This is a genomic window from Streptomyces sp. NPDC006997 (assembly GCF_040635175.1).
In the GTDB taxonomy this organism is placed as follows: domain Bacteria; phylum Actinomycetota; class Actinomycetes; order Streptomycetales; family Streptomycetaceae; genus Streptomyces.
In genome coordinates this window covers 173,145-198,826 of sequence record NZ_JBEYHH010000005.1, presented here as the reverse complement: position 1 = coordinate 198,826, position 25,682 = coordinate 173,145, and the positions used below count along the sequence as shown (strand labels likewise).

The 25,682-nt window shown below is 73.5% G+C and carries 20 protein-coding genes, 1 tRNA gene and 1 pseudogene; 21 read left to right on the top strand and 1 reads right to left on the bottom strand.

All coding sequences use genetic code 11. The annotated features are described in order from the left end of the window. Positions 1–171: 171 nt before the first annotated feature. The 3 genes from ABZ659_RS07015 to ABZ659_RS07005 all read left to right on the top strand — a co-directional run bounded on the left by ABZ659_RS07015 (position 172) and on the right by ABZ659_RS07005 (position 3,311). Entirely contained in the window at positions 172–1,059 is an 888-nt protein-coding gene (locus ABZ659_RS07015; RefSeq protein WP_360214486.1) for a universal stress protein, read from the top strand. Between the two features lie 164 nt (positions 1,060–1,223). Beyond that, positions 1,224–2,126, top strand: coding sequence for a universal stress protein (locus tag ABZ659_RS07010; protein WP_360214303.1), 903 nt, complete (start codon positions 1,224–1,226; stop codon positions 2,124–2,126). A gap of 237 nt (positions 2,127–2,363) precedes the next feature. Continuing rightward, positions 2,364–3,311, top strand: coding sequence for a beta-ketoacyl-ACP synthase III (locus ABZ659_RS07005; RefSeq protein ID WP_360214301.1), 948 nt, complete (start codon positions 2,364–2,366; stop codon positions 3,309–3,311). Between the two features lie 53 nt (positions 3,312–3,364). Here ABZ659_RS07005 and ABZ659_RS07000 read toward each other — a convergent pair whose 3' ends face one another. Further along, on the bottom strand, positions 3,365–4,192 hold the full coding sequence (locus tag ABZ659_RS07000) for an NAD(P)H-binding protein (protein ID WP_360214299.1): 828 nt from the start codon (positions 4,190–4,192) through the stop codon (positions 3,365–3,367). Positions 4,193–4,498: 306 nt separating this feature from the next. Here ABZ659_RS07000 and ABZ659_RS06995 point away from each other — a divergent pair, with 306 nt between their 5' ends. The 18 genes and pseudogenes from ABZ659_RS06995 (at position 4,499) to ABZ659_RS06910 (ending at position 25,450) form a co-directional block, all read left to right on the top strand. Next, positions 4,499–5,680 (top strand): ROK family transcriptional regulator, encoded by a 1,182-nt coding sequence (locus ABZ659_RS06995; protein ID WP_360214297.1) that lies wholly within the window; start codon positions 4,499–4,501, stop codon positions 5,678–5,680. A 175-nt stretch (positions 5,681–5,855) separates the two neighbouring features. Continuing rightward, on the top strand, positions 5,856–7,373 hold the full coding sequence (locus ABZ659_RS06990; RefSeq protein ID WP_360214294.1) for a sugar ABC transporter ATP-binding protein: 1,518 nt from the start codon (positions 5,856–5,858) through the stop codon (positions 7,371–7,373). Beyond that, the gene (locus ABZ659_RS06985; RefSeq protein WP_360214292.1) at positions 7,370–8,389 is read left to right on the top strand and encodes an ABC transporter permease; all 1,020 of its coding nucleotides are present in this window, start codon (positions 7,370–7,372) and stop codon (positions 8,387–8,389) included. Before ABZ659_RS06990 ends, ABZ659_RS06985 begins: the two co-directional genes overlap by 4 nt. A gap of 17 nt (positions 8,390–8,406) precedes the next feature. Beyond that, the gene (locus ABZ659_RS06980) at positions 8,407–9,453 is read left to right on the top strand and encodes a substrate-binding domain-containing protein (RefSeq protein WP_360214290.1); all 1,047 of its coding nucleotides are present in this window, start codon (positions 8,407–8,409) and stop codon (positions 9,451–9,453) included. Between the two features lie 89 nt (positions 9,454–9,542). Then, positions 9,543–10,763, top strand: coding sequence for a Gfo/Idh/MocA family oxidoreductase (locus ABZ659_RS06975; protein WP_360214288.1), 1,221 nt, complete (start codon positions 9,543–9,545; stop codon positions 10,761–10,763). Between the two features lie 181 nt (positions 10,764–10,944). Continuing rightward, positions 10,945–11,943: a sugar phosphate isomerase/epimerase family protein gene (locus ABZ659_RS06970; protein ID WP_360214286.1), complete on the top strand. Its 999-nt coding sequence runs from the start codon at positions 10,945–10,947 to the stop codon at positions 11,941–11,943. A 104-nt stretch (positions 11,944–12,047) separates the two neighbouring features. After that, the gene (locus ABZ659_RS06965) at positions 12,048–14,552 is read left to right on the top strand and encodes a PQQ-dependent sugar dehydrogenase (protein WP_360214284.1); all 2,505 of its coding nucleotides are present in this window, start codon (positions 12,048–12,050) and stop codon (positions 14,550–14,552) included. 11 nt (positions 14,553–14,563) lie between these two features. Continuing rightward, positions 14,564–15,940, top strand: coding sequence for a ThuA domain-containing protein (locus ABZ659_RS06960; protein WP_360214282.1), 1,377 nt, complete (start codon positions 14,564–14,566; stop codon positions 15,938–15,940). 201 nt (positions 15,941–16,141) lie between these two features. After that, positions 16,142–17,305, top strand: a complete 1,164-nt coding sequence (locus ABZ659_RS06955; RefSeq protein WP_360214280.1) for an inositol-3-phosphate synthase — start codon at positions 16,142–16,144, stop codon at positions 17,303–17,305. A 344-nt stretch (positions 17,306–17,649) separates the two neighbouring features. Further along, entirely contained in the window at positions 17,650–18,681 is a 1,032-nt protein-coding gene (locus ABZ659_RS06950; protein ID WP_360214484.1) for an SCO3242 family prenyltransferase, read from the top strand. Next, positions 18,678–19,625, top strand: coding sequence for a sugar phosphate isomerase/epimerase family protein (locus ABZ659_RS06945; protein WP_360214278.1), 948 nt, complete (start codon positions 18,678–18,680; stop codon positions 19,623–19,625). The genes ABZ659_RS06950 and ABZ659_RS06945 overlap by 4 nt, the downstream gene beginning before the upstream one ends. Beyond that, a complete protein-coding gene (locus ABZ659_RS06940) occupies positions 19,622–20,410 on the top strand; it encodes an EboA domain-containing protein (RefSeq protein ID WP_360214276.1) in 789 nt (262 codons plus the stop codon). Before ABZ659_RS06945 ends, ABZ659_RS06940 begins: the two co-directional genes overlap by 4 nt. Then, positions 20,410–21,258, top strand: coding sequence for a TatD family hydrolase (locus tag ABZ659_RS06935; RefSeq protein ID WP_360214274.1), 849 nt, complete (start codon positions 20,410–20,412; stop codon positions 21,256–21,258). The genes ABZ659_RS06940 and ABZ659_RS06935 overlap by 1 nt, the downstream gene beginning before the upstream one ends. A 3-nt stretch (positions 21,259–21,261) precedes the next feature. Next, positions 21,262–22,464 carry a metabolite traffic protein EboE gene (eboE, locus tag ABZ659_RS06930; RefSeq protein WP_360214272.1) on the top strand — a complete coding sequence of 401 codons (1,203 nt, stop codon included), beginning with the start codon at positions 21,262–21,264 and terminating at the stop codon, positions 22,462–22,464. Further along, positions 22,461–23,843, top strand: a complete 1,383-nt coding sequence (locus ABZ659_RS06925) for a nucleotide pyrophosphatase/phosphodiesterase family protein (RefSeq protein WP_360214270.1) — start codon at positions 22,461–22,463, stop codon at positions 23,841–23,843. Before eboE ends, ABZ659_RS06925 begins: the two co-directional genes overlap by 4 nt. 88 nt (positions 23,844–23,931) lie before the next feature. Continuing rightward, positions 23,932–24,981, top strand: a complete 1,050-nt coding sequence (locus ABZ659_RS06920) for a sugar phosphate isomerase/epimerase (RefSeq protein WP_360214268.1) — start codon at positions 23,932–23,934, stop codon at positions 24,979–24,981. A gap of 37 nt (positions 24,982–25,018) precedes the next feature. Next, positions 25,019–25,181: pseudogene (locus ABZ659_RS06915) on the top strand (aldehyde dehydrogenase); the annotation flags it as partial. A gap of 184 nt (positions 25,182–25,365) precedes the next feature. Next, a tRNA-Leu gene (locus tag ABZ659_RS06910) sits at positions 25,366–25,450 on the top strand. The last annotated feature ends 232 nt before the right edge of the window (positions 25,451–25,682 follow it).

The window sequence follows — 25,682 nt, the reverse complement described above, 5'->3', positions numbered from 1 at the left end:
CTCACTCCGGGCCCCACGGCCAGTGTGCGGCGACCGCGCCCGACCCGACAGGGGCCGAACGGACCCCGCCGGAGCCCGGACAGCCCCTGCCGCCCGGCCCCCGCCGCTGCCAGCGTGGGCATCGACCGGTACGGCACCCCGCACCTGCCCGAGGACGAGGCGGTGGGAACGATGACGACGACGGAACGGCCCCTGGTCGTGGGCGTGGACGGATCGGAGGGCTCGCTGGCGGCGGTGGACTGGGCCGTCGACGAGGCCGCCCGGCACGGCGTGCCCCTGCGCCTGGCGTACGCCTCCCTCTGGGAGCGCTACGAGAGCCTCACCCTGCTGGGCGGTGGTCCGCAGCGCCCCGCCGAGCGACTGGTGTCCGAGCACGTCGTCGCCGCCGCGGCCGAACGCGCCCGGCGCCGCGACTCCGGCGTGAAGCTCTCCACGGTCGTCCACGCCCAGGACCCGGCGGAGGCGCTGCTGCGGGCCGCCGACGACGCCTTCGCCCTGGTCACCGGGCACCGGGGGCGCGGTGAGCTGAAGGGGCTGCTGCTCGGCTCGGTGAGCCTGGCCGTCGCCGCCCGCGCGCACTGCCCGGTGATCGTCGTACGCGGCGACCGGGCCGCGCTGACCGGCGGCCACGGACGCGTGCTCCTCGGCGCCGGGGAACCGGGCACCGGGGACGCCGCCGCGCGGTTCGCCGTCCGCGAGGCCGAGGTCCGCGGCGACACCCTCGACGCGGTCCGCGCCTGGCGCTGCCCCGCCCACGAGAGCGCCGACGTCGCCGTCCTCGCCGAGGAACCCGCCCGCTACCACGAGGACCGCGCCATCACCCAGCTGGAGGAACTCCTCCGCGCCCCGCTCGCCGACCACCCCGCCGTCACCGTGCGCCGTACGACGGTGGAGGGGCAGGCGCGCCGGGTCCTGGTGCGGCACTCGGCCGCCGCCGACCTGGTGGTCGTCGGCGCCCGCCGCCGCCAGGGGCACTTCGGGCTCCAGCTCGGCCGGGTGGCCCACACGCTGCTGCACCACGCGATGTGCCCGGTCGCGGTGGTACCGCAGGAGGACTGAACGGTTCCCCGGACCCCTGGGGCACACCGGGCCGGGCCGGACGGCCCTTGCCCCTGGGACGCGCGTTGCGCACGCTGGTGGTCGGAGGCCCCTCGCGTCTCCGGCAGCGCGCGGCCCCACCGGCCGCCCCGCTCACCCACGGCATGACCTGGGAGGTGACGGTCATGATCAGGCCAGTTGTGGCCGGTGTGGACGGTTCCAGCGAAGGCTTCGCCGCCGCCGACTGGGCGGCGCGGGAGGCGCTGCGCCGCGGACTGCCCCTCCGGCTCGTGCACGCCTGGGAGGCGGGCCTCCCGGAGGGCGCCCCCGCGTCGGTCCTGCCCGAACTGCGGGCACCGCAGCAGCACGCCCGGCACGTCCTGCGCACCGCCCTCGACCGGCTGGGGGAGCGGTACCCGCAGCTGGCCATCACCGCCGAGCAGGTCGACAGGCTGCCCGTGCCCGCCCTGCTCGCCGAGTCCGAGCGGGGCGAACTCCTGGCCATCGGCAGCCAGGGACCCACCGGGCTCGGCGGTTTCGTCTCCGGGTCGGTCGCCCTGGCCACGGTCGCGCGCAGTGAGCGCCCGATCGTCCTGGTCCGGGGCGGCACGGCGGCCGAGGACGAGCACCTGCCGGACGCCGACGGCGCCCCGTCGGTGCGCACTCCCTGCCGGGAGGTCGCGGTCGCCGTCGACGTCGACGAGCCCAGCGACGACGTCCTCGCCTTCGCCTTCCGCGCCGCCGACCTGCGCCGGGCGCCGCTGCGGGCCGTGCACGCCTGGCACCTGCCGTTCGCCCACGGCTTCCCGGACGCCGCCGCACGCCAGGCCCGGCTCCGTGACTCCGCGGCCCGCGAACTGGCGGAACTCCTGCTGCCCTGGCGGGAGAAGTTCCCGACCGTGCCCGTCCTGGAGGTCTGCCACGAGGGCCGCCCGGCCCACGTCCTCGTCCCCGCCGCGGCCGACGCCTCCCTCCTGGTCGTCGGCCTCCGCCGCCGCCACGCCCCACCCACCCCGCGGACCGGCCCGGTCGCGCACGCCCTGATCCACCAGGTGGGGGGACCGGTGGCCCTGGTACCGCACGACTGAGGGCGCCCGGCCCGGTGTGCGGGGTCGCGCCGGGCGACGGGGTTCCACGAGCAGGTCCGCAAGGCCACGCGGCCGTGCACGGGGTGGGTGTTCGACAGGTGTTCGGGCGTCCGACGGCCTGAGGGAAGCCGACAACGCAGGCGCCGGAATCCTGTCGCCTTGCCTGCCGCCGTACCCGTGAGTCACTGATCAGACTGGGGCATCCCGCTACCCAAGGCAACGAGGGGGATCCACCCAATGACCGGCTCACGCATCGCCTCACTCGGCCACTACCAGCCCGCCAAGGTGCTCACCAACGAGGACCTGGCGGGCCTGGTCGACACCAGTGACGAGTGGATCACCAGCCGGGTGGGCATCCGCACACGCCACATCGCCGGGCCCGACGAGCCCGTGGACGAACTCGCCGCGCACGCCGCCGCCAAGGCGCTGGCCGCGGCGGGGCTCACCCCCGGCGACATCGACCTGGTCCTGGTCGCCACCTCCACCGCCGTCGACCGCTCCCCGAACACGGCCGCCCGCGTCGCCGCCCGGCTCGGCGTGCCCTCGCCCGCCGCGATGGACGTCAACGTCGTCTGCGCCGGGTTCACCCACGCCCTGGCCACCGCCGACCACACCGTGCGGGCGGGCGCCGCGACCCGGGCGCTGGTGATCGGCGCCGACAAGATGTCCGAGGTCACCGACTGGACGGACCGTACGACGTGTGTGCTCGTCGGCGACGGCGCGGGCGCCGCCGTCGTCGAGGCGTCGCCCGGCACCGGGGAGCCCGGCGTCGGGCCGGTGCTGTGGGGCTCGGTGCCGGAGATGGGGCACGCGGTGCGCATCGAGGGTGTCCCGGCACGGTTCGCGCAGGAGGGGCAGAGCGTCTACCGCTGGGCCACCACCCAGCTGCCGCCGATCGCCCGGCGGGCCTGCGAGCGCGCCGGACTGGCGCCCGCCGACCTCGCCGCGGTCGTCCTGCACCAGGCCAACCTGCGCATCATCGAACCGCTCGCCGAGAAGATCGGCGCCGTCAACGCCGTGGTCGCCCGTGATGTCACCGCGTCGGGCAACACCTCGGCGGCCAGCATCCCGCTCGCCTTCTCCAAGCTGGTCGAGCAGGGCGCGGTCACCAGCGGCGACCCGGTGCTGCTGTTCGGCTTCGGCGGCAACCTGTCGTACGCCGGACAGGTCGTACGGTGCCCGTGAGGCCGGGGCGGCGCCCGCTCCGGTCGGCGGTGTGACGCGGTCAACTCCGCGCCTCAGAACCGGTCGGCGTGCGCTCGGGCCCACTCCTCGAAGGTGCGCGGCGCCCGGCCGGTGACCTCCTCGACGGTCGGCAGCACCTCCGACTCGTCCAGCGTCCCGTCCACGAAGAAGCTGAAGAAGGCGTCCACGTACGGCACCGGCATCCGCGCCTCCAGCTCGGCGCGCGCCTCCGCGTCGGTGAGCCCCACGGCGCGCAGCTCCCGGCCCAGTACCTTGCCGAGGATCCGCACCCGGTCGGCGGGCAGCAGCGCCTCGGGGCCGGACACGTCGAGGACCCGGCCCTCGAACTCCGCCGAGCGCAGCGCGGCCATGACGGTCCGCGCGATGTCGTACGGGTCGATGTCGGCCGTCGCCACGTCCGGGAACGGCGCCCGCACGGTGTCGCCCGCGCGGAGCTGGTCCGCCAGTTGCAGCGCGTTGGACATGAAGCTGGTCGGCCGTACGCAGGTCCACGCCAGCCCGGACTCCCGCACCGCCTCCTCCGCGTCGATCATGTACGCGGCGACCGCGTTGCCGGTGTCGCCGGTCCCCGCCGACCGGCCGGACAGCAGCACGACCCGCCGTACGCCCGCCGCCCGCGCGTCCGCCAGGATCTGCCGCTGACCGGCGTACCCGGGCATCAGGAACATTCCCGTCACGCCGTCCAGCGCGTCCCGCACCGTCCCGGGCTCGTTGAGGTCGCCCGCCGCGGCCTCCGCCCCCGGCGGCAGCCCGTCCGGCCGCCCGGCGCGGCTCAGCGCGCGCACCGGCTCACCGGCCCCGGCGAGGGCCCGTACCAGCTCGCCGCCGACGTTCCCGGTCGCACCCGTCACTAAGAACATGCGGTCGTCACCGTCCTCTCCCGTCGCCCGGACCGTGTTCGGCCCGGCGTCGACGCCTATCCTCGGCGCCCGGACCGGGCGACACCAGCGCGCCACGCGACCCGGCCGATTGCCGGATTCATCGCGGTGTGCGGTGGTGTGCTCCCCCTCTTTGTCCTGCGAGTGGAAAAAGTCGTCGGTAATTCGCGCACGACTTCTTCCCAGTCGTGGCAGCCGCTGCTACGTTCCGTACCGAAGCAAGCCACACAGGTGGCCGGAAACCGGCGCGCACTGGCCGACAGAGGCGGGGAGGGGTTCGTGAGACGCATGACGGCACGACCCGCCAACTCCCACCAGGCCAGGCTGCTGAAGCTGCTGCGCGACGGCGGTCCCAACTCCCGGGCCCAGCTGGGCGACCAGGTCGACCTGTCCCGGTCCAAGCTGGCGGTGGAGGTGGACCGGCTGCTGGAGACCGGTCTCGTGGTCGCCGACGGGCTCGCCGCCTCGCGCGGTGGCCGCCGGTCCCACAACATCCGGCTCGCCCCGAACCTCCGGTTCCTCGGCGTCGACATCGGCGCGACCTCCATCGACGTCGCGGTCACCAACGCCGAGCTGGAGATCCTGGGGCACATCACCCAGCCCATGGAGGTGCGCGAGGGCCCGGTCGCGGTCTTCGAGCAGGTCCTCGCCATGGCGGCCAAGCTGCGGGCCTCCGGGCTCGCGGAGGGCTTCGACGGCGCCGGGATCGGCGTCCCGGGCCCGGTGCGCTTCCCCGAGGGCGTCCCCGTGGCGCCGCCGATCATGCCGGGCTGGGACGGCTTCCCCGTGCGGGAGGCGCTCAGCCAGGAACTCGGCTGCCCGGTCATGGTCGACAACGACGTGAACCTCATGGCGATGGGGGAGCAGCACGCCGGGGTCGCCCGGACCGTGGGTGACTTCCTCTGCGTCAAGATCGGCACCGGTATCGGCTGCGGCATCGTCGTCGGCGGAGAGGTCTACCGCGGTACGACGGGCAGCGCGGGCGACATCGGACACATCCAGGCCGTACCCGACGGGCGTCCCTGCGCCTGTGGCAACCGGGGCTGCCTGGAAGCCCACTTCAGCGGCGCCGCGCTCGCCCGCGACGCCCTGGAGGCGGCCCAGCAGGGCCACTCGGCCGAACTCGCCGCACGGCTGGAGACCGGCGGCGGCCTCAGCGCCGCCGACGTCGCCGCCGCCGCTGCCGCGGGCGACGCCACCGCCCTGGACCTGATCCGCGAGGGCGGCAACCACACCGGCAAGGTCATCGCCGGTCTGGTCAGCTTCTTCAACCCCGGCCTGGTGGTGATCGGCGGCGGGGTGACCGGCCTCGGCCACAACCTGCTCGCCGCGATCCGCACCCAGGTCTACCGCCAGTCGCTGCCCCTGGCGACCGGCAACCTCCCCATCGTCCTAGGCGAGTTGGGGCCCACCGCCGGAGTCATCGGCGCGGCCCGGCTCATCAGCGACCACCTGTTCTCACCGGCGTAAACCCGTAGTCCAGTCCAGCGCACAGCACCGCACCGCACCACCCCGCCCCGTTTCGCGCTGCCCTGCTCCACCCTGTTCCGCCGCCCGGCCCCGCCCCGCCTCGCTCCACCCCGCCCCGCCTTGCTCCGCCCTGCCCTGAACCGGCCCGCACGCCCGCCCGCCAAGGGGAACCCACATGGCACCAGAACCACCCCTCCTCAGCATGTCCGGCATCACCAAGTCGTTCCCCGGAGTCCGCGCCCTGGACGGAGTCGACCTCGACGTCCAGGCCGGTGAGGTGCACTGCCTGCTCGGCCAGAACGGCGCCGGGAAGTCCACTCTGATCAAGGTCCTCGCGGGCGCCCACCAGCCCGACGGCGGCACCATCCGCTGGCGCGGCGAGGCCGTCACCCTGCGCTCCCCGATCGCCGCCATGCGCCTCGGCATCGCCACCATCTACCAGGAACTCGACCTGGTGGAACACCTGTCCGTCGCCGAGAACGTCCACCTCGGCCACGAACCCACCGCCGCCGGCTTCGTCGTGCGGCGCGGCACCGCCCGCGCGTCCACGGCCGAGCTGCTGAAGCGGCTCGGCCACCCGGAGATCGACCCGGCGCGCCTGGTGGGGGAGTTGTCGGCGGCGCAGCAGCAGATCGTGTCGATGGCGCGGGCGCTCTCCCACCACGTACGGCTGATCGTGATGGACGAGCCGTCCGCGGCGCTCGACCCGGACGAGGTCGACAACCTCTTCCGCATCGTCGGCGACCTCACCGCCGAGGGCGTCGCCGTCGTCTACATCTCGCACCGCCTGGAGGAGATCCGGCGGATCGGGGACCGGGTCACCGTGCTCAAGGACGGCCGGGCGGTGGCGGGCGGACTGCCCGCCAAGTCCACCCCGACCCGCGAGGTCGTCGCGATGATGACCGGCCGCAACGTCGAGTACGTCTTCCCGGACCGGCCCGTCGCCCCGGCCACCGCCGCGCCCCTGCTCCAGGTGCGCGGACTGGCCCGGGAGGGCGAGTTCGAGCCGCTGGACCTGGAGGTGCGCCCGGGGGAGATCGTCGGGCTGGCCGGGCTGGTCGGCTCGGGGCGGTCGGAGATCCTGGAGACCGTGTACGGCGCCCGCAAGCCGACCGCCGGTCAGGTGCTGGTCGACGGCCGGCAACTGCGGCCCGGCAGCGTCCGCGCAGCCGTCCGCGCCGGACTCGGGCTCGCCCCCGAGGAACGCAAGGCGCAGGCCCTGCTCATGCTGGAGTCGGTCACCCGGAACGTCTCCGTCTCCTCCATGTCCCGCTTCTCCCGCGGCGGCTGGATCGACCGCGGCGCCGAACTGGGCGCCGCGCGGGCCGCCACCCGCCAGCTGTCGCTGCGGCCCGACAACCCGTCCGTGCCGGTGCGCACCCTGTCCGGCGGCAACCAGCAGAAGGCGGTCCTCGCGCGCTGGCTGCTGCGCGGCTGCCGGGTGCTGCTGCTCGACGAACCCACCCGCGGCGTCGACGTGGGCGCCCGCGCCGAACTGTACGCGGTCGTCCGCCGACTGGCCGACGACGGCCTCGGGGTGCTGCTCGTGTCCAGCGAGGTGCCCGAGGTGCTCGGCCTCGCCGACCGCGTCCTGGTGCTCCGTGAGGGCCGCGTCGTACACAGCGCGCCCGCCCGTGAACTCGACGAACACCGCGTACTCGACCTCGTGATGGAAGGAAGCCCGGCGTCATGACGCAGCACGTCTCCCCGCCGCGGGACAGCGCCGACAAGGTGCCGTCGGCGCCCCGGACCCCCGACTGGCGCGGCATCCTGTTCCGCGCCGACGTCCGCACCCTGAGCCTGCTGGGTGTCCTCGCCGTCCTCGTCGTCATCGGCGGCGTCACCAAGCCCGACGAGTTCCTCGACACCCGCAACCTCCAACTCGTCCTCACCCAGGCGTCCGTCATCGGTGTCGTCACCGTCGGCATGACCTTCGTCATCACCTCCGGCGGCATCGACCTCTCGGTGGGCGCGATCGTCGCCCTCGCCTCGGTGTGGGCGACCACCGTCGCCACCCAGGAGTACGGCTTCGGCGGCATCCTCTTCACCGCCGTACTCGTCGGCGTCGGCTGCGGCCTGGTCAACGGACTGCTCATCGCCTACGGCGGGATGGTCCCGTTCATCGCCACCCTCGCCATGCTCGCCTCCGCCCGCGGCCTCGCCCTCCAGATCACCGACGGCCGCACCCAGATCGTCACCGTCGACAGCGTCCTCGACCTCGGCGAACGCGACGCGTACGTGCTCGGCATCCCGCCACTGGTCCTCGTCTTCGCGTTCGTGACCATCGTGGGCTGGCTGGTGCTCAACCGCACCACCTTCGGCCGCCGCACCGTCGCCGTCGGCGGCAACCCGGAGGCCGCCCGCCTCGCCGGGATCGACGTCCGCCGCCAGCGCCTCTACCTCTACCTGCTGTCCGGACTGTGCTGCGGCATCGCCGCCTTCCTGCTGATCATCCTGTCCGGCTCCGGCCAGAACACCAACGGAAACCTCTACGAACTCGACGCCATCGCCGCCGCGATCATCGGCGGCACCCTGCTCAGCGGTGGCCGGGGCACCATCACCGGCTCCGTGCTCGGCGTCCTGATCTTCACCACCATCACCAACATCTTCGCCCTGAACAACCTGCAGAGCGACGTCCAGCAGATCGCCAAGGGCGCGATCATCGTCGCCGCCGTGCTGGTCCAACGCCGTACCGCGAGCACGACATGAGGAAAGGGTTCACCGCCATGACACAGCTCCCCACACGCAGAGGCATGCTCTTCGGGACCGCCGCCGTCTCGGCCGGTGCCCTCCTCGCCGGTTGCACGAGCAACGAGTCCAGCGACAAGGACAGCGACAAGGCCGACAACAACCAGCCCGCCGCCGACGACAAGCCCGGCAAGCAGGTCACCATCGGCTTCGCCGGACCCCAGGCCGACCACGGCTGGCTCAACGCCATCAACGACAACGCCAAGAGCCGCGCCGGGAAGTACTCCGACGTCACATTGGAGATCACCGAGGGCTCCAACGACACCGCCCAGCAGATCGGCCAGATCGAGACCCTCATCAACAAGAAGGTCGACGTCCTGGTGATCCTGCCCGCCGACGGCAAGGCACTCACCCAGGTCGGCCTGAAGGCGATGCGCGCGGGCATCCCCGTGATCAACCTCGACCGCATCTTCAACAGCCCGCAGGCCTACCGCTGCTGGATCGGCGGCGACAACTACGGCATGGGCCTCAACGCCGGGCACTACATCGGCGAGCAGCTCAAGGACAAGCCGGACGCCCGCGTCATCGAACTCGCCGGGCTCGACAACCTGGAACTGACCCAGCAGCGCACCCAGGGCTTCGACGACGCCCTGAAGAACTACCCCAACATCAAGAAGGTCGCCCGGCAGGCCGCCGAGTTCACCGTGGAGTCCGGGCAGGCCAAGATGGCCCAGCTGCTCCAGGCCCAGTCCGACTTCGACGCCCTGTGGAACCACGACGACGACCAGGGCGTGGGCGCCCTGCGCGCCATCGAACAGGCCGGACGCGACGACTTCCTGATGGTCGGCGGCGCGGGCGCGCTCTCCGCCTTCCAGGCCATCGAGGCGGACGACAGCGTCCTGAAGGCCACCGTCCTCTACCCGCCCACCATGGCCGCCTCCGCGATCGACCTCGCCCGCGCCCTCGGCCAGGGCAAGGGCGTCGGCGGCATGGCCGAGTACGAGATCCCCGCCTCGATCACGCTCTACTCGGCCGTCGTGGACAAGGAGAACGTCGGACAGTACATGTCCACCGGCTTCGAGTGAGGCGTCCCGCACCACGGGCCCGGCCCGCCGCAGACGACGGGCCGGGCGCCACCCCCCACCGCGCCACGACGACCAGGAGGAGTCATCCAATGGGACAGCCGCAGCAGCCCGAAGGGCCCGACGACGAGGGCGCGGCCCCGGCGCCGCCCCTGCGCATCGGCATGGTGGGCTACGCCTTCATGGGCGCCGCCCACTCCCAGGGCTGGCGCACCGTGGGCCACGTCTTCGACCTGCCCCGGCGGCCCGTCATGACCGCGATCTGCGGACGCGACGCCGCCGCGGTGCGCGCCGCGGCCGACCGGCACGGCTGGGCGACGGCGGAGACCGACTGGCGCGCCCTGGTCGCCCGCGACGACATCGACCTCGTCGACATCTGCACCCCCGGCGACAGCCACGCCGAGATCGCGCTCGCCGCGCTCGCCGCGGGCAAGCACGTGCTGTGCGAGAAGCCCCTCGCCAACACCGTCGAGGAGGCCGAGGCCATGTCCGCGGCGGCCGACGCGGCCTACGAACGCGGCCAGCTCGCCATGGTCGGCTTCAACTACCGCCGGGTGCCGGCCACCGCCCTGGCCCGCCGGATGATCGCCGAGGGCCGCCTCGGCACGCTGCGGCACGTCCGGGTGACGTACCTCCAGGACTGGCTGACCGACCCGGAGTTCCCGCTCACCTGGCGGTTGCGCAAGGAACACGCGGGCTCCGGCGCGCTGGGCGACCTGGGCGCGCACATCGTCGACCTCGCGCAGTACCTCGTCGGCGAGCCGCTGGCCGGGGTCTCCGCGCTGACCGAGACGTTCGTACGGCACCGGCCGCTGCCCGGCGGACCCAGCAGCGGGCTGACGGCCGTCTCCGCCGACGGCACCGGGGAGGTCACCGTCGACGACGCCGCCGTGTTCACCGGCCGGTTCGCCTCCGGCGCCCTCGCCTCCTTCGAGGCCACCCGCTACGCCACCGGCCGCAAGAACGCGCTGCGCCTGGAACTCAACGGCGAGCGCGGCTCCCTCGCCTTCGACCTGGAGCGCCTGAACGAACTCTGGTTCCACGACGCCACCGAGCCGGACACCCACTCCGGCTTCCGCCGCATCCTCGTCACCGAACCCGACCACCCCTACCTCCACGCCTGGTGGCCGCCGGGTCACGGCCTCGGCTACGAGCACACCTTCGCCCACCAGGCCCGCGACCTGGTGCACGCCGTCGCCGAGGGCCGCCGCCCCGAGCCGTCCTTCGCGGACGGGCTCCAGGTGCAGCGGGTGCTGGCGGCGGTGGAGGAGAGCGCGGAGAAGAACAGCGTGTACACGCCGGTCGCGGCGTGAGGGCCGGCAGCGCGGACGTCCGTCGCCGTCTGACCGCCGCCCGCCGGTTCCCGCCGCCTGTGACCGGTCGCCGTCTGCCCGCTGTCCGTCCGTTGTCCGCCGCCCGTGACCGCCTGTGACCGCCCGCCGCCTGACCGCCGCCTGACCGCTGTCTGATCGTCGTCTGAGGAGGACCGCCCGGATGCCCCGCGACTTCACGCTCTTCACCGGCCAGTGGGCCGATCTGCCGCTGGAAGAGGTCTGCCGCCTCGCCCGCGACTTCGGCTACGACGGCCTCGAACTCGCCTGCTGGGGCGACCACTTCGAGGTCGACAAGGCCCTCACCGACCCCGCGTACCTGGACTCCCGGCGCGCCCTGCTCGACAAGTACGGCCTGAAGTGCTGGGCCATCTCCAACCACCTCGTCGGCCAGGCCGTCTGTGACGCCATCATCGACGAACGCCACCAGGCCATCCTGCCCGCCCGGATCTGGGGCGACGGCGAGGCGGAGGGGGTGCGGCGGCGGGCCGCCACCGAGATCGCGGACACCGCCCGCGCCGCCGCCGCGTTCGGCGTGGACACCGTCATCGGGTTCACCGGCTCCGCCATCTGGCACCTGGTCGCGATGTTCCCGCCCGCCCCGGAGTCGATGATCGAGCGCGGGTACGAGGACTTCGCCGCACGCTGGAACCCGATCCTGGACGTCTTCGACGCCGAGGGCGTGCGGTTCGCGCACGAGGTCCACCCGAGCGAGATCGCCTACGACTACTGGACGACCGTACGCGCCCTCGACGCGGTCGACCGCCGACCGGCGTTCGGCCTCAACTTCGACCCCTCGCACTTCGTGTGGCAGGACCTCGACCCGGTCGGCTTCCTGTGGGACTTCCGGGACCGGATCTACCACGTGGACTGCAAGGAGGCCCGCAAGCGCCTCGACGGCCGCAACGGCCGCCTCGGCTCCCACCTGCCCTGGGGCGACCCGCGCCGCGGCTGGGACTTCGTCTCCGCCGGACACGGGGACGTCCCCTGGGAGGACGTCTTCCGGATGCTGCGCTCCATCGACTACCAGGGACCCGTCTCCGTGGAGTGGGAGGACGCGGGCATGGACCGCCTGCAAGGCGCGCCGGAGGCGCTGAAACGACTCAAGGCGTACGACTTCGAACCGCCGACGGCGTCGTTCGACGCGGCGTTCGGCAACTGACCCCCCGCGACTCCCGCTTCCGGGGTGACGGCGCACCCCGGCGCACGTACTGGCCCGCACCACCCGCACCCGCCCGTACAACCGGCCCCTTCCTGGAGGCATCCGTGCACGGGAACGACCGCACCACCCGTCCCTCCCGCCCCACACCACACCCCCTCCTGCGCAGAGCCGTCGCCCTGCTCAGCGGTGCCCTGCTGGCCGGCGCGTCCCTGACGCTCGCCGCGCCGCAGGCCACCGCCGCCGACCCCACGGACGTGTCCGCCGACGTCTTGGCCGCCGCGGAGGACTTCCAGCAGGTCACCCTCGCCAAGGGCGAGGCGGAGGTCGGGGAGCCCATGTCGCTCGCCGTCCTCCCGGACCGCTCGGTCCTGCACACCTCCCGCGACGGCGAACTCCGCCTCACCGACGCCGCGGGCAACACCAAGCTCGCCGGGAGACTCGACGTCTACTCCCATGACGAGGAGGGCCTCCAGGGCATCGGCGTCGACCCGAACTTCTCAGAGAACCGATTCATCTACCTCTACTACGCGCCCCCGCTGAACACCCCCGCGGGCGACGCCCCCGAGACCGGCACCGCCGCCGACTTCGCGCCCTTCGACGGCGTCAACCGCCTCTCCCGCTTCGTCCTCGACGAGGACGGCACCCTGGACAACGCCAGCGAGACGAAGATCCTCGGCGTCCCGGCGTCCCGCGGCATCTGCTGCCACGTCGGCGGCGACATCGACTTCGACGCGGCGGGCAACCTGTACCTGTCGACCGGCGACGACTCCAACCCGTTCCAGTCGGACGGCTTCACGCCCATCGACGAGCGCGCCGACCGCAACCCGGCCTTCGACGCACAGCGGTCCTCCGGCAACACCAACGACCTGCGCGGCAAGATCCTGCGCATCAAGGTCAACGCCGACGGCTCGTACGCCATCCCCGGGGGCAACCTCTTCGCCCCCGGCACCGACAAGACGCGGCCCGAGATCTACGCCATGGGCTTCCGCAACCCGTTCCGCTTCAGCGTCGACAAGGCCACCGGCATCCTCTACGTCGGCGACTACGGCCCCGACGCGGGCTCGGCCGACCCCGACCGCGGCCCGGCCGGGCAGGTCGAGTTCGCCCGCGTCACCGGCCCCGGCAACTTCGGCTGGCCGTACTGCACCGGCGACAACGACGCCTACGTCGACTACGACTTCGCCACCGGCACCTCCGGCGCGCCCTTCGACTGCGCCGCCCCGGTGAACGACTCCCCGCACAACACCGGCCTGACCGAGCTGCCCCCGGCGCAGGCCGCCTGGATCCCGTACGACGGCGCGTCGGTCCCCGAGTTCGGCAGCGGCTCCGAGTCCCCGATGGGCGGCCCGGTCTACCACTACGACGCCGCGCTCGACTCCCCGGTCAAGTTCCCCGAGGCATACGACGGCGACTTCTTCGCCGGTGAGTTCGGCCGCCGCTGGATCAAGCGGATCTCCAGCGACGCCGACGGCACCGTGCGGTCCATCAACGACGTGCCCTGGACCGGCACCCAGGTGATGGACATGGCCTTCGGCCCGGACGGCGCCCTGTACGTCCTCGACTACGGCCTCGCATGGTTCGGCGGCGACGAGAACTCCGCCCTGTACCGCATCGAGAACGCCACCGACGGCCACTCCCCGGTCGCGCGGGCCACCGCCAACCGCACTTCCGGGCAGGCCCCGCTGCGGGTGCGCTTCTCCTCCGCGGGCACCAGCGACCAGGACGGCGACGCCCTCACCTACCACTGGGACTTCGGTGACGGCGCCACCTCCACCGCCGCCAACCCCACCCACCGCTACCGCGCCAACGGCACCTACACCGCCACCGTGACCGCCGAGGACCCCTCCGGCCGCACCGGCAGCGCCAGCGTCCAGATCGTCGTCGGCAACACCGCGCCCACCGTGGTCCTGGAGAGGCCGAAGGACGGGCAGCTGTTCAGCTTCGGTGACGCCATCCCGTTCCGGGTGAAGGTCACCGACCCCGAGGACGGCAAGACCGTCGACTGCTCCAAGGTCACCGTCAACTTCATCCTCGGCCACGACACCCACGGCCACCCGCTGACCTCCGCCAAGGGCTGCTCCGGCACCCTGCAGACCAGCGCCGACGGCGGCCATGACGAGGACGCCAACATCTTCGGCGTCGTCGACGCCGAGTACACCGACAACGGAGGCGGCGGCCAGGCCCCGCTGACCAGCCACGACCAGCACGTCACCCAGCCGAAGCACCGCCAGGCCGAGCACTTCGGCGACAGCTCCGGCGTCAGCGTGATCAGCAAGGAGACCGCGCACGGCGGCCGGACGGTCGGTGACATCAACGACGGCGACTGGATCTCCTTCACGCCGTACGCCCTCGCCAACGCCGAGAGCGTCACCGCGCGGATCTCCTCCGGCGGCGCGGGCGGCACCCTGGAGATCCGGGCGGGCTCCGCCACCGGCACCCTCCTCGGCACGGCCACGGTGCCCGTGACCGGCGGCTGGGACACCTTCCAGGACGTCAGCGCCGACCTGTCCCGCGCGCCGCGCTCCACCACCACGCTGTACCTGGTGTTCAAGGGCAGCGGCACCGGAGCCCTGTTCGACGTGGACGACTTCACCTTCACCACCGGCTGAGGGAGGCAGCGATGACCCGTCCCACCGCACGACCCGTCACCGCCGTCGTCGGCTCCGCGCTGCTCCTCGGCTGCGTGGCCGCCACCCCGGCCGTGTCCCAGTCGGCGCCGGTCACCGACGCGTCGCGGATCCTGGTCTTCTCCAAGACGGCCGGTTTCCGGCACGACTCCATCCCCGAAGGGGTGAACGCCCTGCGGGAACTCGGCGCCGACGGCGGCTTCACCGTCGACGCCACCGAGGACGCGGGCGCGTTCACCGCCCGCAACCTGCGGAAGTACGACGCCGTCGTCTTCCTCTCGACGACGGGCGACGTCCTCGGCCCCGCCCAGCAGCGCGCCTTCGAGGGCTACATCCGCAAGGGCGGCGGCTACGTCGGCATCCACGCCGCCGCCGACACCGAGTACGACTGGGCCTTCTACGGCGGCCTCGCGGGCGCCTACTTCCAGTCGCACCCGGCGATCCAGCCCGCCACGGTCGACGTCGAGGACCGGGCCCACCCCGCCACGGCGGGCCTGGAGAAGGCGTGGAACCGCACCGACGAGTGGTACAACTACCGCTCCAACCCGCGCGAACACGCCCATGTCCTCGCCTCCCTCGACGAGTCCTCCTACACCGGCGGCACCATGCGGGGCGACCACCCGATCGCCTGGTGCCAGAACTACCAGGGCGGCCGGGCCTTCTACACCGGCGGCGGCCACACCAAGGAGTCCTACGCCGAACCCGCCTTCCGGCAGCACCTGCTGGGCGGCATCCGCTGGGCCACCGGCGCCGCCCAGGCCGACTGCCGCCCCGAGACCGGCTACCGTCCGCTCTTCGACGGCACCGCCGCCTCGCTGGACGGCTGGCGGCAGGCGGGCCCCGGCTCCTTCGAGCTGGGCGCCGACGGCACGCTCACCACGTCGGGCGGCATGGGGATGCTCTGGTACGCCGCCTCCCGCTTCGGGGCCTACTCCCTGAAGCTCGACTGGCGGATGGCCAGCGACTCCGGCGACGACAACTCCGGCGTCTTCGTCGGCTTCCCGCCCTCCGACGACCCGTGGTCGGCGGTCGACAACGGCTACGAGATCCAGATCGACGCCACCGACGCCCCGGAGAAGACCACCGGCGCCGTGTACGACTTCCAGTCCGCCGACGTCGCCCTGCGCGACCGCGCGCTGAACCCGCCGGGGGAGTGGAACACGTACGAGATCAGGGTGGAGGGCGAACGGCTGCGCGTCTGGCTCAACGGCGTGCTCATCAACGACTTCACCAACACCGACCCGGCCCGCAGCCTCACGGACGGACACATCGGCATCCAGAACCACGGAGCCGCCGACCAGGTGTCCTTCCGCGACGTGCGGATCAGGGAACTGCCCGCGGGCGCCACCACGGCCGCGCCGGGCGACTGAGCGGCGGCGGGCGGGAGACGCCGGACTCCCGCCCGCCGTCATCCACCGCACCCCGTCCCCGTCGTTTCTCCCCTCCCGGCCCCCGGCTTCCCGGCTCCCCCGGCTTCCCGGTCCCCCCGGCCTTGTGGCGGGGGCACCCGGCCGCCGCCGGAGCCGGGTCCGGTGGGCCACCAGGGTTCGCGCACGACAAGGAGGCTGCCCATGTCCGCGTCCCTTCCCCGTCCCCGCGTCGGCGTCTGGCTGATCGGCGCACGCGGTTCCGTCGCCACCACCGTGGTCGCGGGCTGCGCCGCCATGACGGCCGGCCTGCACCCGCCCACGGGCATGGTCACCGAGACCCCGCCCTTCGCGGGCACCGGCCTGCCACCCCTCGCCGCCCTCGTCTTCGGCGGCCACGACACCATCGACTGCCCCCTCCCCAAACGCGCCGAAGCACTCGCCGCGGGCGGCGTGCTCCCCGCCGGGCTGCCCGCCGCCGTCGCCGCCGAACTCGCCGCCGCCGACGCCGAGATCCGCCCCGGCGGCCCCGCCCCCGGCGACACCCGCACCCCCGACGGCCTGGTCACCGCCTTCGCCGCCGACATCGAGGACTTCGTACGGCGCCACGAGCTGACCCGGGCCGTGGTGGTGAACGTCGCCTCCACCGAGCCCGCGCCCACCGACGGCACCCTGCCGCCCAGCTCCCTCTACGCGGCGGCGGCCCTCCGCGCGGGCTGCCCGTACGTCAACTTCACCCCCTCCACCGGACTCCACCACCCCGCCCTCGCCGACGAGGCCGCCGCCAGCGGACTGCCGTACGCGGGCCGGGACGGCAAGACCGGCCAGACCCTGCTGCGCGCCGCCCTCGGCCCGATGTTCGCCCAGCGGGCGCTCGACGTGCGGGCCTGGTCCGGCACCAACCTGCTCGGCGGCGGCGACGGCGCCGCGCTGGCCGACCCGGCCGCCGCGGCGGCGAAGAACGCGGGCAAGGAACGCGTCCTCGCCGACACCCTCGGCACCACACCCGAGGGCGAGGTCCACATCGACGACGTGCCCGCCCTCGGCGACTGGAAGACCGCCTGGGACCACATCGCCTTCGACGGCTTCCTCGGCTCCCGCATGATCCTCCAGACCATCTGGCAGGGCTGCGACTCCGCCCTCGCCGCACCGCTCGTCCTCGACCTGGCCCGCCTCACCCTGCGCGCCCACGAGGCGGGCATGACCGGCCCGCTCAGTGAACTCGGCTTCTACTTCAAGGACCCGGTGGGGGACGGGCCGTCCGCCCTGGCCGACCAGTACGCGGCCCTGACCGCGCTCGCCGCCCGGCTGCGCGCCGCCGAACCCGCCGCCCACCGGAACGCCCCGCGGCCGGGGGAGGCACGGTGAGGGCGGCGCTCGTGCCGAAGGCCGTGACGGCGGCGGTGACCGTGGTGGGGACGGCGGCGGTGGCCACCGCGGTGACGACGGTGATGACCAGGGAGGTGAACAAGAGGACGACCAGGCAGCTGAACAAGGGGACGACCAGGGAGGTGACCACGAGGGTGGCCAGGGAGGCGACCATGAGGATGGCCAAGGGGGTGACCACGAGGGTGACCAGGGGGGTGACCACGAGGGTGGGCCGCCCGCCCTCCGGTCGGGCCGGCAGCCCGGAGCAGACCGGCAGCCCCGACCGCACGGCACACCACCGGAGCGTCGGCAGGCGCCGCGCCCGCCGTGCCTGGGCCGAACTCCTGCGCCTCCCGGCCCTGTTCACCGTCCCCGGCGACGCGCTCGCCGGGGCCGCCGCCACCGCCGGGCGTCCCACCTCCCGTACCTTCCTCGCCATCGGCTCCTCCCTCTGCCTGTACTCCGCCGGCATGGTCCTCAACGACTGGGCGGACCGCGCCGAGGACGCCGCCGAACGCCCGCACCGCCCCCTGCCGTCCGGCAGGGTCCGCCCCGCCGCCGCCCTCACCGCGGCGTGCGCCCTCACCGGCGCCGGACTCGCCCTCGCGGCCCGCGCCGGACGCCCCGCCCTCACCGTCGCCGCCCCGTTGGCGGCCACGGTCTGGGCCTACGACCTGAAGCTGAAACACACCCCCGCGGGACCCGCGGCCATGGCCGCCGCCCGCGCCGCCGACCTGCTGCTCGGCGCGGCGACCACCGCCGGCCGCACCCGTGACGCCCTCCCTTCCGCCGCCCTCCTCGGCACCCACACCCTCGCCGTCACCACCGTCTCCCGCCACGAGACCCAGGGCGGTTCCCCCCTGGCTCCCTTGGCGGCCCTCGCCGCGACGACCGCCCTCACCGGGCTGCTGACCCGCGGCTCACCCAGACCCCCGGCAGACCGGAGGAACGCAGCCACCTCCGGTCTGCCGGGCAGCACGGCCCACCGGGCCGGGAGTCCCAGCGGTACCGCCAGCCCCAGCGGTGCCGCCCGTTCCGGTGCCGCGCGCCTCAGCGGTGCCGCCGGTCCCGGTGCCGCGCGCCCCAGCGGCGCCCCGGGACGCGGCGCCTGGCGGACCGGCGGTGCCGCCGGTCCCGACACCCTGCGCACCGGCCTCGGTCTGCTCTACGCGGCCACCGCCGCCCGCCCTTACGCCCACGCCCTCCTCAACCCCTCACCCCCGCTCACCCAACGCGCCGTCAGCGGCGGCATCCGCGCCACCATCCCCCTCCAGGCCGCCCTGTCCGCCCGCTCCGGAGCCACGGTCACCGCCCTGTGCGTCGCCGCGCTCGCCCCGCTCGGCCGCAGGTACGCCAGGAAGGTGAGCGTCACATGAGCCCCAGCCCCACCCCCGCCGCCGTACCCGGCCCGTTCCGCTTCGGCTACGGCACCAACGGCCTCGCCGACCTCCGTCTCGACGACGCCCTGGCCCTGCTCGCGGACCTCGGCTACGACGGCGTCGGGCTCACCCTCGACCACATGCACCTGGACCCGCTGGCCCCCGACCTCGCCGCCCGCACCCACCGGGTCGCCCAGCGGCTGGCGGCCCTCGGACTCGGCGTCACCGTGGAGACCGGCGCCCGCTATGTGCTCGACCCACGCCGCAAACACGGCCCCTCCCTCCTCGACCCGGACCCCGACGACCGCGCCCGCCGCGTCGACCTGCTGCTGCGGGCCGTCCGGACCGCCGCCGACCTCGGCGCCCACGCGGTGCACTGCTTCAGCGGCACCACCCCGCCCGGCACGGACGAGGACACGGCGTGGAAACGCCTGGCCGACGCCCTCACCCCGGTCCTGGACGCCGCCACCACCGCGGGCATCCCCCTCGCCGTCGAACCCGAGCCCGGTCACCTCCTCGCCACCCTCGCCGACTTCCACCGGCTGCGCGGCGCCCTCGGCGACCCGTCCCACCTCGGTCTCACCCTCGACATCGGCCACTGCCAGTGCCTCGAACCCCTGCCTCCCGCCGACTGTGTGCGGGCCGCCGGGCCCTGGCTGCGGCACGTCCAGATCGAGGACATGCGCCGCGGTGTCCATGAACACCTCCCCTTCGGCGACGGCGAGATCGACTTCCCGCCCGTCCTGGCGGCCCTCGCGGCCACCGGCTACCGGGGCCTGACCGTCGTGGAACTGCCCCGCCACTCCCACGCGGGCCCCCACCAGGCCGAACTCTCCCTCCCCTTCCTGCACCGCGCGGCAGCCTCCGCCACCGCGGACACGCCGCCCGTCGCACCACCTCCCGGCGCGCCCTCCGCCACCCCAGAAGGGAGCCCCACATGACCCACCGGCACGCCACCCCGGCCACCCCGGAGGCAGGCACCCAGGCCACCGACACCAGCGGCGCGGCCACCGACAGCCCCACCGACAGCACCACCCACAGCCCCCCCGACTCCGGCCCCACGACCCCGCCCCCGCTCGCTCTCACCCCACCCCACGACCTCCGCGCCCACCTCGACCGCCGCCTCGGCGGAGCCGCCCGTGCCTGGCTCGACCAGGCCCTGGAAGAGGCCGCCACCCACCCCGGGGGTCACGGGCCGATCTCCGTGTGGGAGCTGCGCCTCGCCGAGGCCGGACGCCGCTGCGGGGCCGAGCACGCCGACGCCGTACGCGTGCTGATCCTGCACGCGGCGCACGCCGACACCGCCGCGCTCAGCCGGGTCTACCAGCAGGGCACCGCCGCCGAACGCCGCGCGGTCCTGCACGCCCTGCCGCACCTCGTCACCGGCCCCGACGCCCTCCCGTTGGTCGAGGACGCCCTGCGCACCAACGACACCCGGCTGGTCGCCGCCGCCGTCGGCCCCTACGCCGCCCGGCACCTCGACGCCCACAACTGGCGGCACGCCGTCCTGAAGTGCCTCTTCACCGGCGTGCCCGTGGACGAGGTGACCGACCTGGAGCGCCGCGCCCGCGCGGACACCGAACTCGCCCGCATGGTGGGCGACTACGCCGCCGAACGCACCGCCGCGGGCCGCCCCGTCCCCGACGATCTCCACCGCGTCCTGGCCCTGACCGAGTCCGCGCCCGCACCGCGCGGAACGGACACCCCCCACGGCAAGGAGTCCTGATGCGCATCTTCGACCCGCACATCCACATGACGTCCAGGACCACCGACGACTACGAGGCCATGTACGCCGCGGGCGTCCGCGCCGTCGTCGAACCGTCCTTCTGGCTCGGCCAGCCCCGCACCTCCCCGGCCACCTTCCTCGACTACTTCGACTCCCTCCTCGGCTGGGAACCCTTCCGCGCCGCCCAGTACGGCATCGCCCACCACTGCACCCTCGCCCTCAACCCCAAGGAGGCCAACGACCCGCGCTGCGCCCCCGTCCTCGACGAACTGCCCCGCTACCTCGTCAAGGACCAGGTCGTCGCCGTCGGCGAGATCGGCTACGACTCCATGACGCCCGCCGAGGACACCGCCCTCGCCGCCCAGCTCCAGCTCGCCGCCGACCACGAACTGCCCGCCCTGGTGCACACCCCGCACCGCGACAAGCTCGCCGGTCTGCGCCGCACCCTCGACGTCGTCCGGGAGTCCGCCCTGCCCCTGGACCGCGTCCTGGTCGACCATCTCAACGAGACCACGGTCAAGGAGGCCAAGGACAGCGGCTGCTGGCTCGGCTTCTCCGTCTATCCGGACACCAAGATGGACGAGGAGCGGATGGTCGCCATCCTGCGCGCCTACGGACCTGACCAGGTCCTGGTGAACTCCGCCGCGGACTGGGGCCGCAGCGACCCCCTCAAGACCCGCAAGGTCGCCGACCTGATGCTCGCCGAGGGCTTCACCGAGGACGACGTCGACCGGGTGCTGTGGCGCAACCCCGTCGCGTTCTACGGGCTCAGCGGACGCCTCGACCTCGACGTCGCCAGCACCACCCCCACCCACGAGGGCAACTCCATCCTGCGCGGCGGGGAGTGAGCGATGCGCTTCCGCCACCCCGACGGCTCCACCGTCCACCTCGCCTACTGCACCAACGTGCACCCCGCGGAGACCCTCGACGGTGTGCTCGCCCAGCTCCGCGACCACTGCGAGCCGGTGCGCCGCAGACTCGGCCGGGACCGGCTCGGCATCGGCCTGTGGCTGGCCAGGGACGCCGCCCACGCCCTGGTCACCGACCCGTCGGCACTGCGCGGGCTGCGCTGCGAACTCGACCGGCGCGGCCTTGAGGTCGTCACCCTCAACGGCTTCCCCTACCAGGGCTTCGGCGCCGAAGAGGTCAAGTACCGCGTCTACAAACCGGACTGGACCGACCCCGAGCGCCTCGAACACACCACCGCCCTGGCACGGGTCCTCGCGGCGCTCCTGCCCGACGACGTCACCGACGGCAGCATCTCCACCCTGCCCCTCGCCTGGCGCACCGCGCTCCCGTCCCGCACCGGGGCCGGGCTCAGCGAGGAGAGCCTCCGCACCGCCCGCGCGGCCCTGCTCGCCCTCGCCCAGCGCCTCGACGCGCTCCGGGACCTGACCGGCCGCTCCATCCGCGTCGGCCTGGAACCGGAACCCGGCTGCGTCATCGAGACCACCGGCGACGCCGTCGCCCCGCTCACCGCGATCGCCCACGACCGCATCGGCATCTGTGTCGACACCTGCCACCTCGCCACCTCCTTCGAAGACCCGGACACCGCCCTGGACACCCTCACCCGCGCCGGTGTCCCCATCGTCAAGTCACAGCTCTCGGCCGCCCTGCACGCCGAACAGCCGCACCTTCCCGAGGTCCGCGCCGCCCTGGCCGCCTTCGACGAACCCCGCTTCCTGCACCAGACCCGCACCTCCCCCACTCTCAACTCCGTTCGAGCGGGCGGCACCGACGACCTCGGCGAGGCGCTGAAGGGCGACACCCTGCCCGACACCGCGCCCTGGCGCGCCCACTTCCACGTCCCGCTGCACGCGGCCCCCGCCGCGCCCCTCACCTCCACCCTCCCCGTCCTCAGCACCGCCCTGACCCGCATGGTCGGCGGCCCACACCCGCTCACCCACCACCTGGAGGTCGAGACCTACACCTGGCAGGCCCTCCCGCCCGAACTGCGGCCCCGGGGCCGCGCCCAGCTCGCCGACGGCATCGCCGCCGAACTCACCCTCGCCCGCGACCTGCTGACCGACCTCGGCCTGAAGGAGCTGCCATGACCACCCCCACCCCGCTCCTCGTCCTCGACGTCGTCGGTCTCACCCCGCGTCTCCTCGACCACATGCCCCACCTCAAGTCCCTCGCCCAGTCCGGCTCCCAGGCGACCCTGGGCACCGTCCTGCCCGCGGTGACCTGCGCCGCCCAGTCCACCTTCCTCACCGGCGCCCTCCCCTCCGAACACGGCATCGTCGGCAACGGCTGGTACTTCCGCGAGCTGGGCGACGTACTGCTGTGGCGCCAGCACAACGGACTCGTCGCGGGGGACAAGCTCTGGGACGCCGCCCGACGCGCCCACCCCGGCTACACCGTCGCCAACATCTGCTGGTGGTACGCCATGGGCGCCGACACCGACATCACCGTCACCCCCCGTCCCGTCTACTACGCCGACGGCCGCAAGGAACCCGACTGCTACACCCGGCCCCCCGCCCTGCACGACGAACTCACCGAGGAACTCGGCACCTTCCCCCTCTTCCACTTCTGGGGGCCCGGCGCGGACCTCGTCTCCAGCCAGTGGATCATCGACGCCACCCGCCACATCCTGCGCACCCGCCACCCCGACCTGGCGCTCTGCTACCTCCCTCACCTCGACTACGACCTCCAGCGCTTCGGCCCCGACGACCCGCGCTCCCTCCAGGCCGCCGCCGACCTCGACACGGCCATGGCACCCCTGCTGGACGACGCCCGCGCCGAGGGCCGCACCGTCGTCGCGCTCTCCGAGTACGGCATCACCCGGGTGAGCCGCACCGTCGACGTCAACCGCGCCCTGCGCCGGGCCGGACTGCTGGAGGTGCACACCCAGGACGGCATGGAGTACCTCGACCCGATGGCATCGCGGGCCTTCGCCGTCGCCGACCACCAGATAGCCCATGTCTACGTCCGCAAGCCCGAGGACCTCGACGCCGCCCGCGCCGCACTCGACGGACTGCCCGGCATCGAGCGACTCCTGGACGACGAGGGCAAGAAGGCCCACCACCTCGACCACCCGCGCTCCGGCGAGCTCGTCGCCGTGGCGGAACCAGACGCCTGGTTCACGTACTACTACTGGCTCGACGACTCCCGCGCGCCCGACTTCGCGCAGCTCGTCGAGATCCACCGCAAACCCGGATACGACCCGGTCGAACTCTTCATGGACCCCCTCGACCCCTACGTCAAGGTCAAGGCGGCGACCGCGCTGGCCCGCAAGAAGCTGGGGATGCGCTACCGCATGGCGGTCGTGCCCCTCGACCCCTCACCTATTCGAGGCAGCCACGGCCGCCTCCCCGTGAGCGACGACGAAGGTCCGCTCCTCATCTGCTCCACCCCCCGCTCGGTCGGTGACCGCGTCGCGGCCACCGACGTGAAAGCACTACTGCTCCACCTCGCCGGTCTCGGCACCTGACCGGCTCTGTTCCGACTGGCTGTGTTCTGACTGGTCACCAGTGAAGCACTCACCACTGACAACGCAGTCCCACCTGGAGGAGTTCCCCATGAGCCGCACCCCTCGCCCCAGCCGCTGGAGCAAGGCCGAGGACCCCGAACTGTCCCACCGCCTCAGCCGACGAGGAATGCTCGGCGTGGCCGCCGGTGCCACCGCCGCCGCCCTGCTCGGCGCCGCCGCCCCCGCCCAGGCCGCCACCCCCGAGGCCGCGGGCCGTGGCCGTCCCGTCCTGCCGCCCGGCCGCCTCGGCATCCAGCTGTACAGCCTGCGCGACAAGGTCTCCACGCTCGGCTTCGCGCCCGTCTTCGCCGAACTGGAGAAGTACGGCTACGACGAGGTCGAGTTCGCCGGGTACACCCAGGGCTCGGCGGGTCCCATCACCCTCGCCCAGCTCAAGCGGCTGGCGCGGAACCACGGCCTCAACCCCATCGGCAGCCACGTCGGCTACTACTCCGACGACCCGAACGCCTACACCTTCGCCCAGAACCTCGAGAAGGTCCTCGACGACGCCCAGGCCCTCGGCCTGAAGCACATAGGCACCGCCTCGGGACCGTTCCGCTACGGCTCCACCGTCGACGCCTGGAAGCGCGCCGCCGAGGAGTTCAACACCTACGGCGCCGCGGCCAGGGCGCGCGGCATGAAGTTCTACCAGCACAACCACTCCGAGGAGTTCTCCTTCGCCACCGACCGGCCGGACGTCCGCCTCTACGACGTCCTGCTCGCCGAGACCGACCCCGACCTCGTCTACCTGGAGATGGACATCTACTGGGCGTACGTCGGCCAGTTCCGCTTCTCCCAGCGGCCGGACGGCACGGCCGCGCCCTTCGAGCCCCTCGACTACGTCCTCGACCAGCCCGACCGCTACCCGCTCTTCCACGTCAAGGACGGCGAGCGCGACCCGTCCGTCCCGCACGGCTACCGCATGGTCGACGTCGGTGACGGCGACATCGACTACCAGCGCTTCCTCTCCGGCGTGACCAGGCTGCGCGGCCACCGCCTGGCCCACCACTGGCAGGCCGAGCACGACAACCCGGCCGAGTCCTTCACCTTCGCCCGCAAGTCCAGCGCCCACCTGCACTCCCTGCGCGAGAAGTGCTGACGTATCCCTCGCCCACACGCCAGGTGGCCCGCCCCGTACACCACGCTCCCGCGGTGGCCGCGGCGATCTCTTCGGCGGCTCCGGTGCCTCCTGGCGCGGCGCGTTCGTCGGCGGTGACCTCCTGGTGCGCGCGGTGGCCCGGGGCCCGGTGGGGGAGCGGCTGCCGGGGGACTTCCCCGGAGTACCGCCTGATGCCGTGAGGCGCCACGGGCCGGGCGGCGGCCGGTGCCCTCACCCACCGTGAGGGCATCGCGGCACCCCGTCCACGCCGCCCGGCCCACCCTGCCGAGGAGCAAGGAAACGCAGGTGAAGGGCGCTGCGAACTCTTGGTATGGTTGTCCATGTCGCCACGGGGAACACCCCCGCTCCAGCGGCAGACACCTGGTCCGGGTGGCGGAATGGCAGACGCGCTAGCTTGAGGTGCTAGTGCCCTTTATCGGGCGTGGGGGTTCAAGTCCCCCCTCGGACACTTCACTTCTCCCTTCTCAGGGCGATACAGAATCGAGAGCCTCGACCTGACGGTCGGGCTCTCGTTTTTTCGCGTGTGTCACGGGTGAGCCGGAGCATCCGGGATGCGTTTGGGCCGGTGGCTGGCGAGGACCCGGGCGGACGGCCGTGGCGCTCAGTGTCGACGTGGTCGCTCTTTGCCACATGTGGGAAGCTTCCCCACCCCTGGGGACCGCTAAGAGGACTGAGTCTCG

Bases quoted from the DNA above. Each gene is read 5' to 3' on its own strand.
- ABZ659_RS06985 (WP_360214292.1), top strand. From the start codon at position 7,370: ATGACGCAGCACGTCTCCCCGCCGCGGGACAGCGCCGACAAGGTGCCG.
- ABZ659_RS07015 (WP_360214486.1), top strand. From the start codon at position 172: ATGACGACGACGGAACGGCCCCTGGTCGTGGGCGTGGACGGATCGGAG.
- ABZ659_RS06940 (WP_360214276.1), top strand. From the start codon at position 19,622: ATGACCCACCGGCACGCCACCCCGGCCACCCCGGAGGCAGGCACCCAG.
- ABZ659_RS07010 (WP_360214303.1), top strand. From the start codon at position 1,224: ATGATCAGGCCAGTTGTGGCCGGTGTGGACGGTTCCAGCGAAGGCTTC.
- ABZ659_RS06925 (WP_360214270.1), top strand. From the start codon at position 22,461: ATGACCACCCCCACCCCGCTCCTCGTCCTCGACGTCGTCGGTCTCACC.
- ABZ659_RS06975 (WP_360214288.1), top strand. From the start codon at position 9,543: ATGGGACAGCCGCAGCAGCCCGAAGGGCCCGACGACGAGGGCGCGGCC.
- eboE (WP_360214272.1), top strand. From the start codon at position 21,262: ATGCGCTTCCGCCACCCCGACGGCTCCACCGTCCACCTCGCCTACTGC.
- ABZ659_RS06970 (WP_360214286.1), top strand. From the start codon at position 10,945: ATGCCCCGCGACTTCACGCTCTTCACCGGCCAGTGGGCCGATCTGCCG.
- ABZ659_RS06990 (WP_360214294.1), top strand. From the start codon at position 5,856: ATGGCACCAGAACCACCCCTCCTCAGCATGTCCGGCATCACCAAGTCG.
- ABZ659_RS07005 (WP_360214301.1), top strand. From the start codon at position 2,364: ATGACCGGCTCACGCATCGCCTCACTCGGCCACTACCAGCCCGCCAAG.
- ABZ659_RS06980 (WP_360214290.1), top strand. From the start codon at position 8,407: ATGACACAGCTCCCCACACGCAGAGGCATGCTCTTCGGGACCGCCGCC.
- ABZ659_RS06960 (WP_360214282.1), top strand. From the start codon at position 14,564: ATGACCCGTCCCACCGCACGACCCGTCACCGCCGTCGTCGGCTCCGCG.
- ABZ659_RS06935 (WP_360214274.1), top strand. From the start codon at position 20,410: ATGCGCATCTTCGACCCGCACATCCACATGACGTCCAGGACCACCGAC.
- ABZ659_RS06920 (WP_360214268.1), top strand. From the start codon at position 23,932: ATGAGCCGCACCCCTCGCCCCAGCCGCTGGAGCAAGGCCGAGGACCCC.
- ABZ659_RS07000 (WP_360214299.1), bottom strand. From the start codon at position 4,192: ATGTTCTTAGTGACGGGTGCGACCGGGAACGTCGGCGGCGAGCTGGTA.
- ABZ659_RS06945 (WP_360214278.1), top strand. From the start codon at position 18,678: ATGAGCCCCAGCCCCACCCCCGCCGCCGTACCCGGCCCGTTCCGCTTC.
- ABZ659_RS06995 (WP_360214297.1), top strand. From the start codon at position 4,499: ATGACGGCACGACCCGCCAACTCCCACCAGGCCAGGCTGCTGAAGCTG.
- ABZ659_RS06955 (WP_360214280.1), top strand. From the start codon at position 16,142: ATGTCCGCGTCCCTTCCCCGTCCCCGCGTCGGCGTCTGGCTGATCGGC.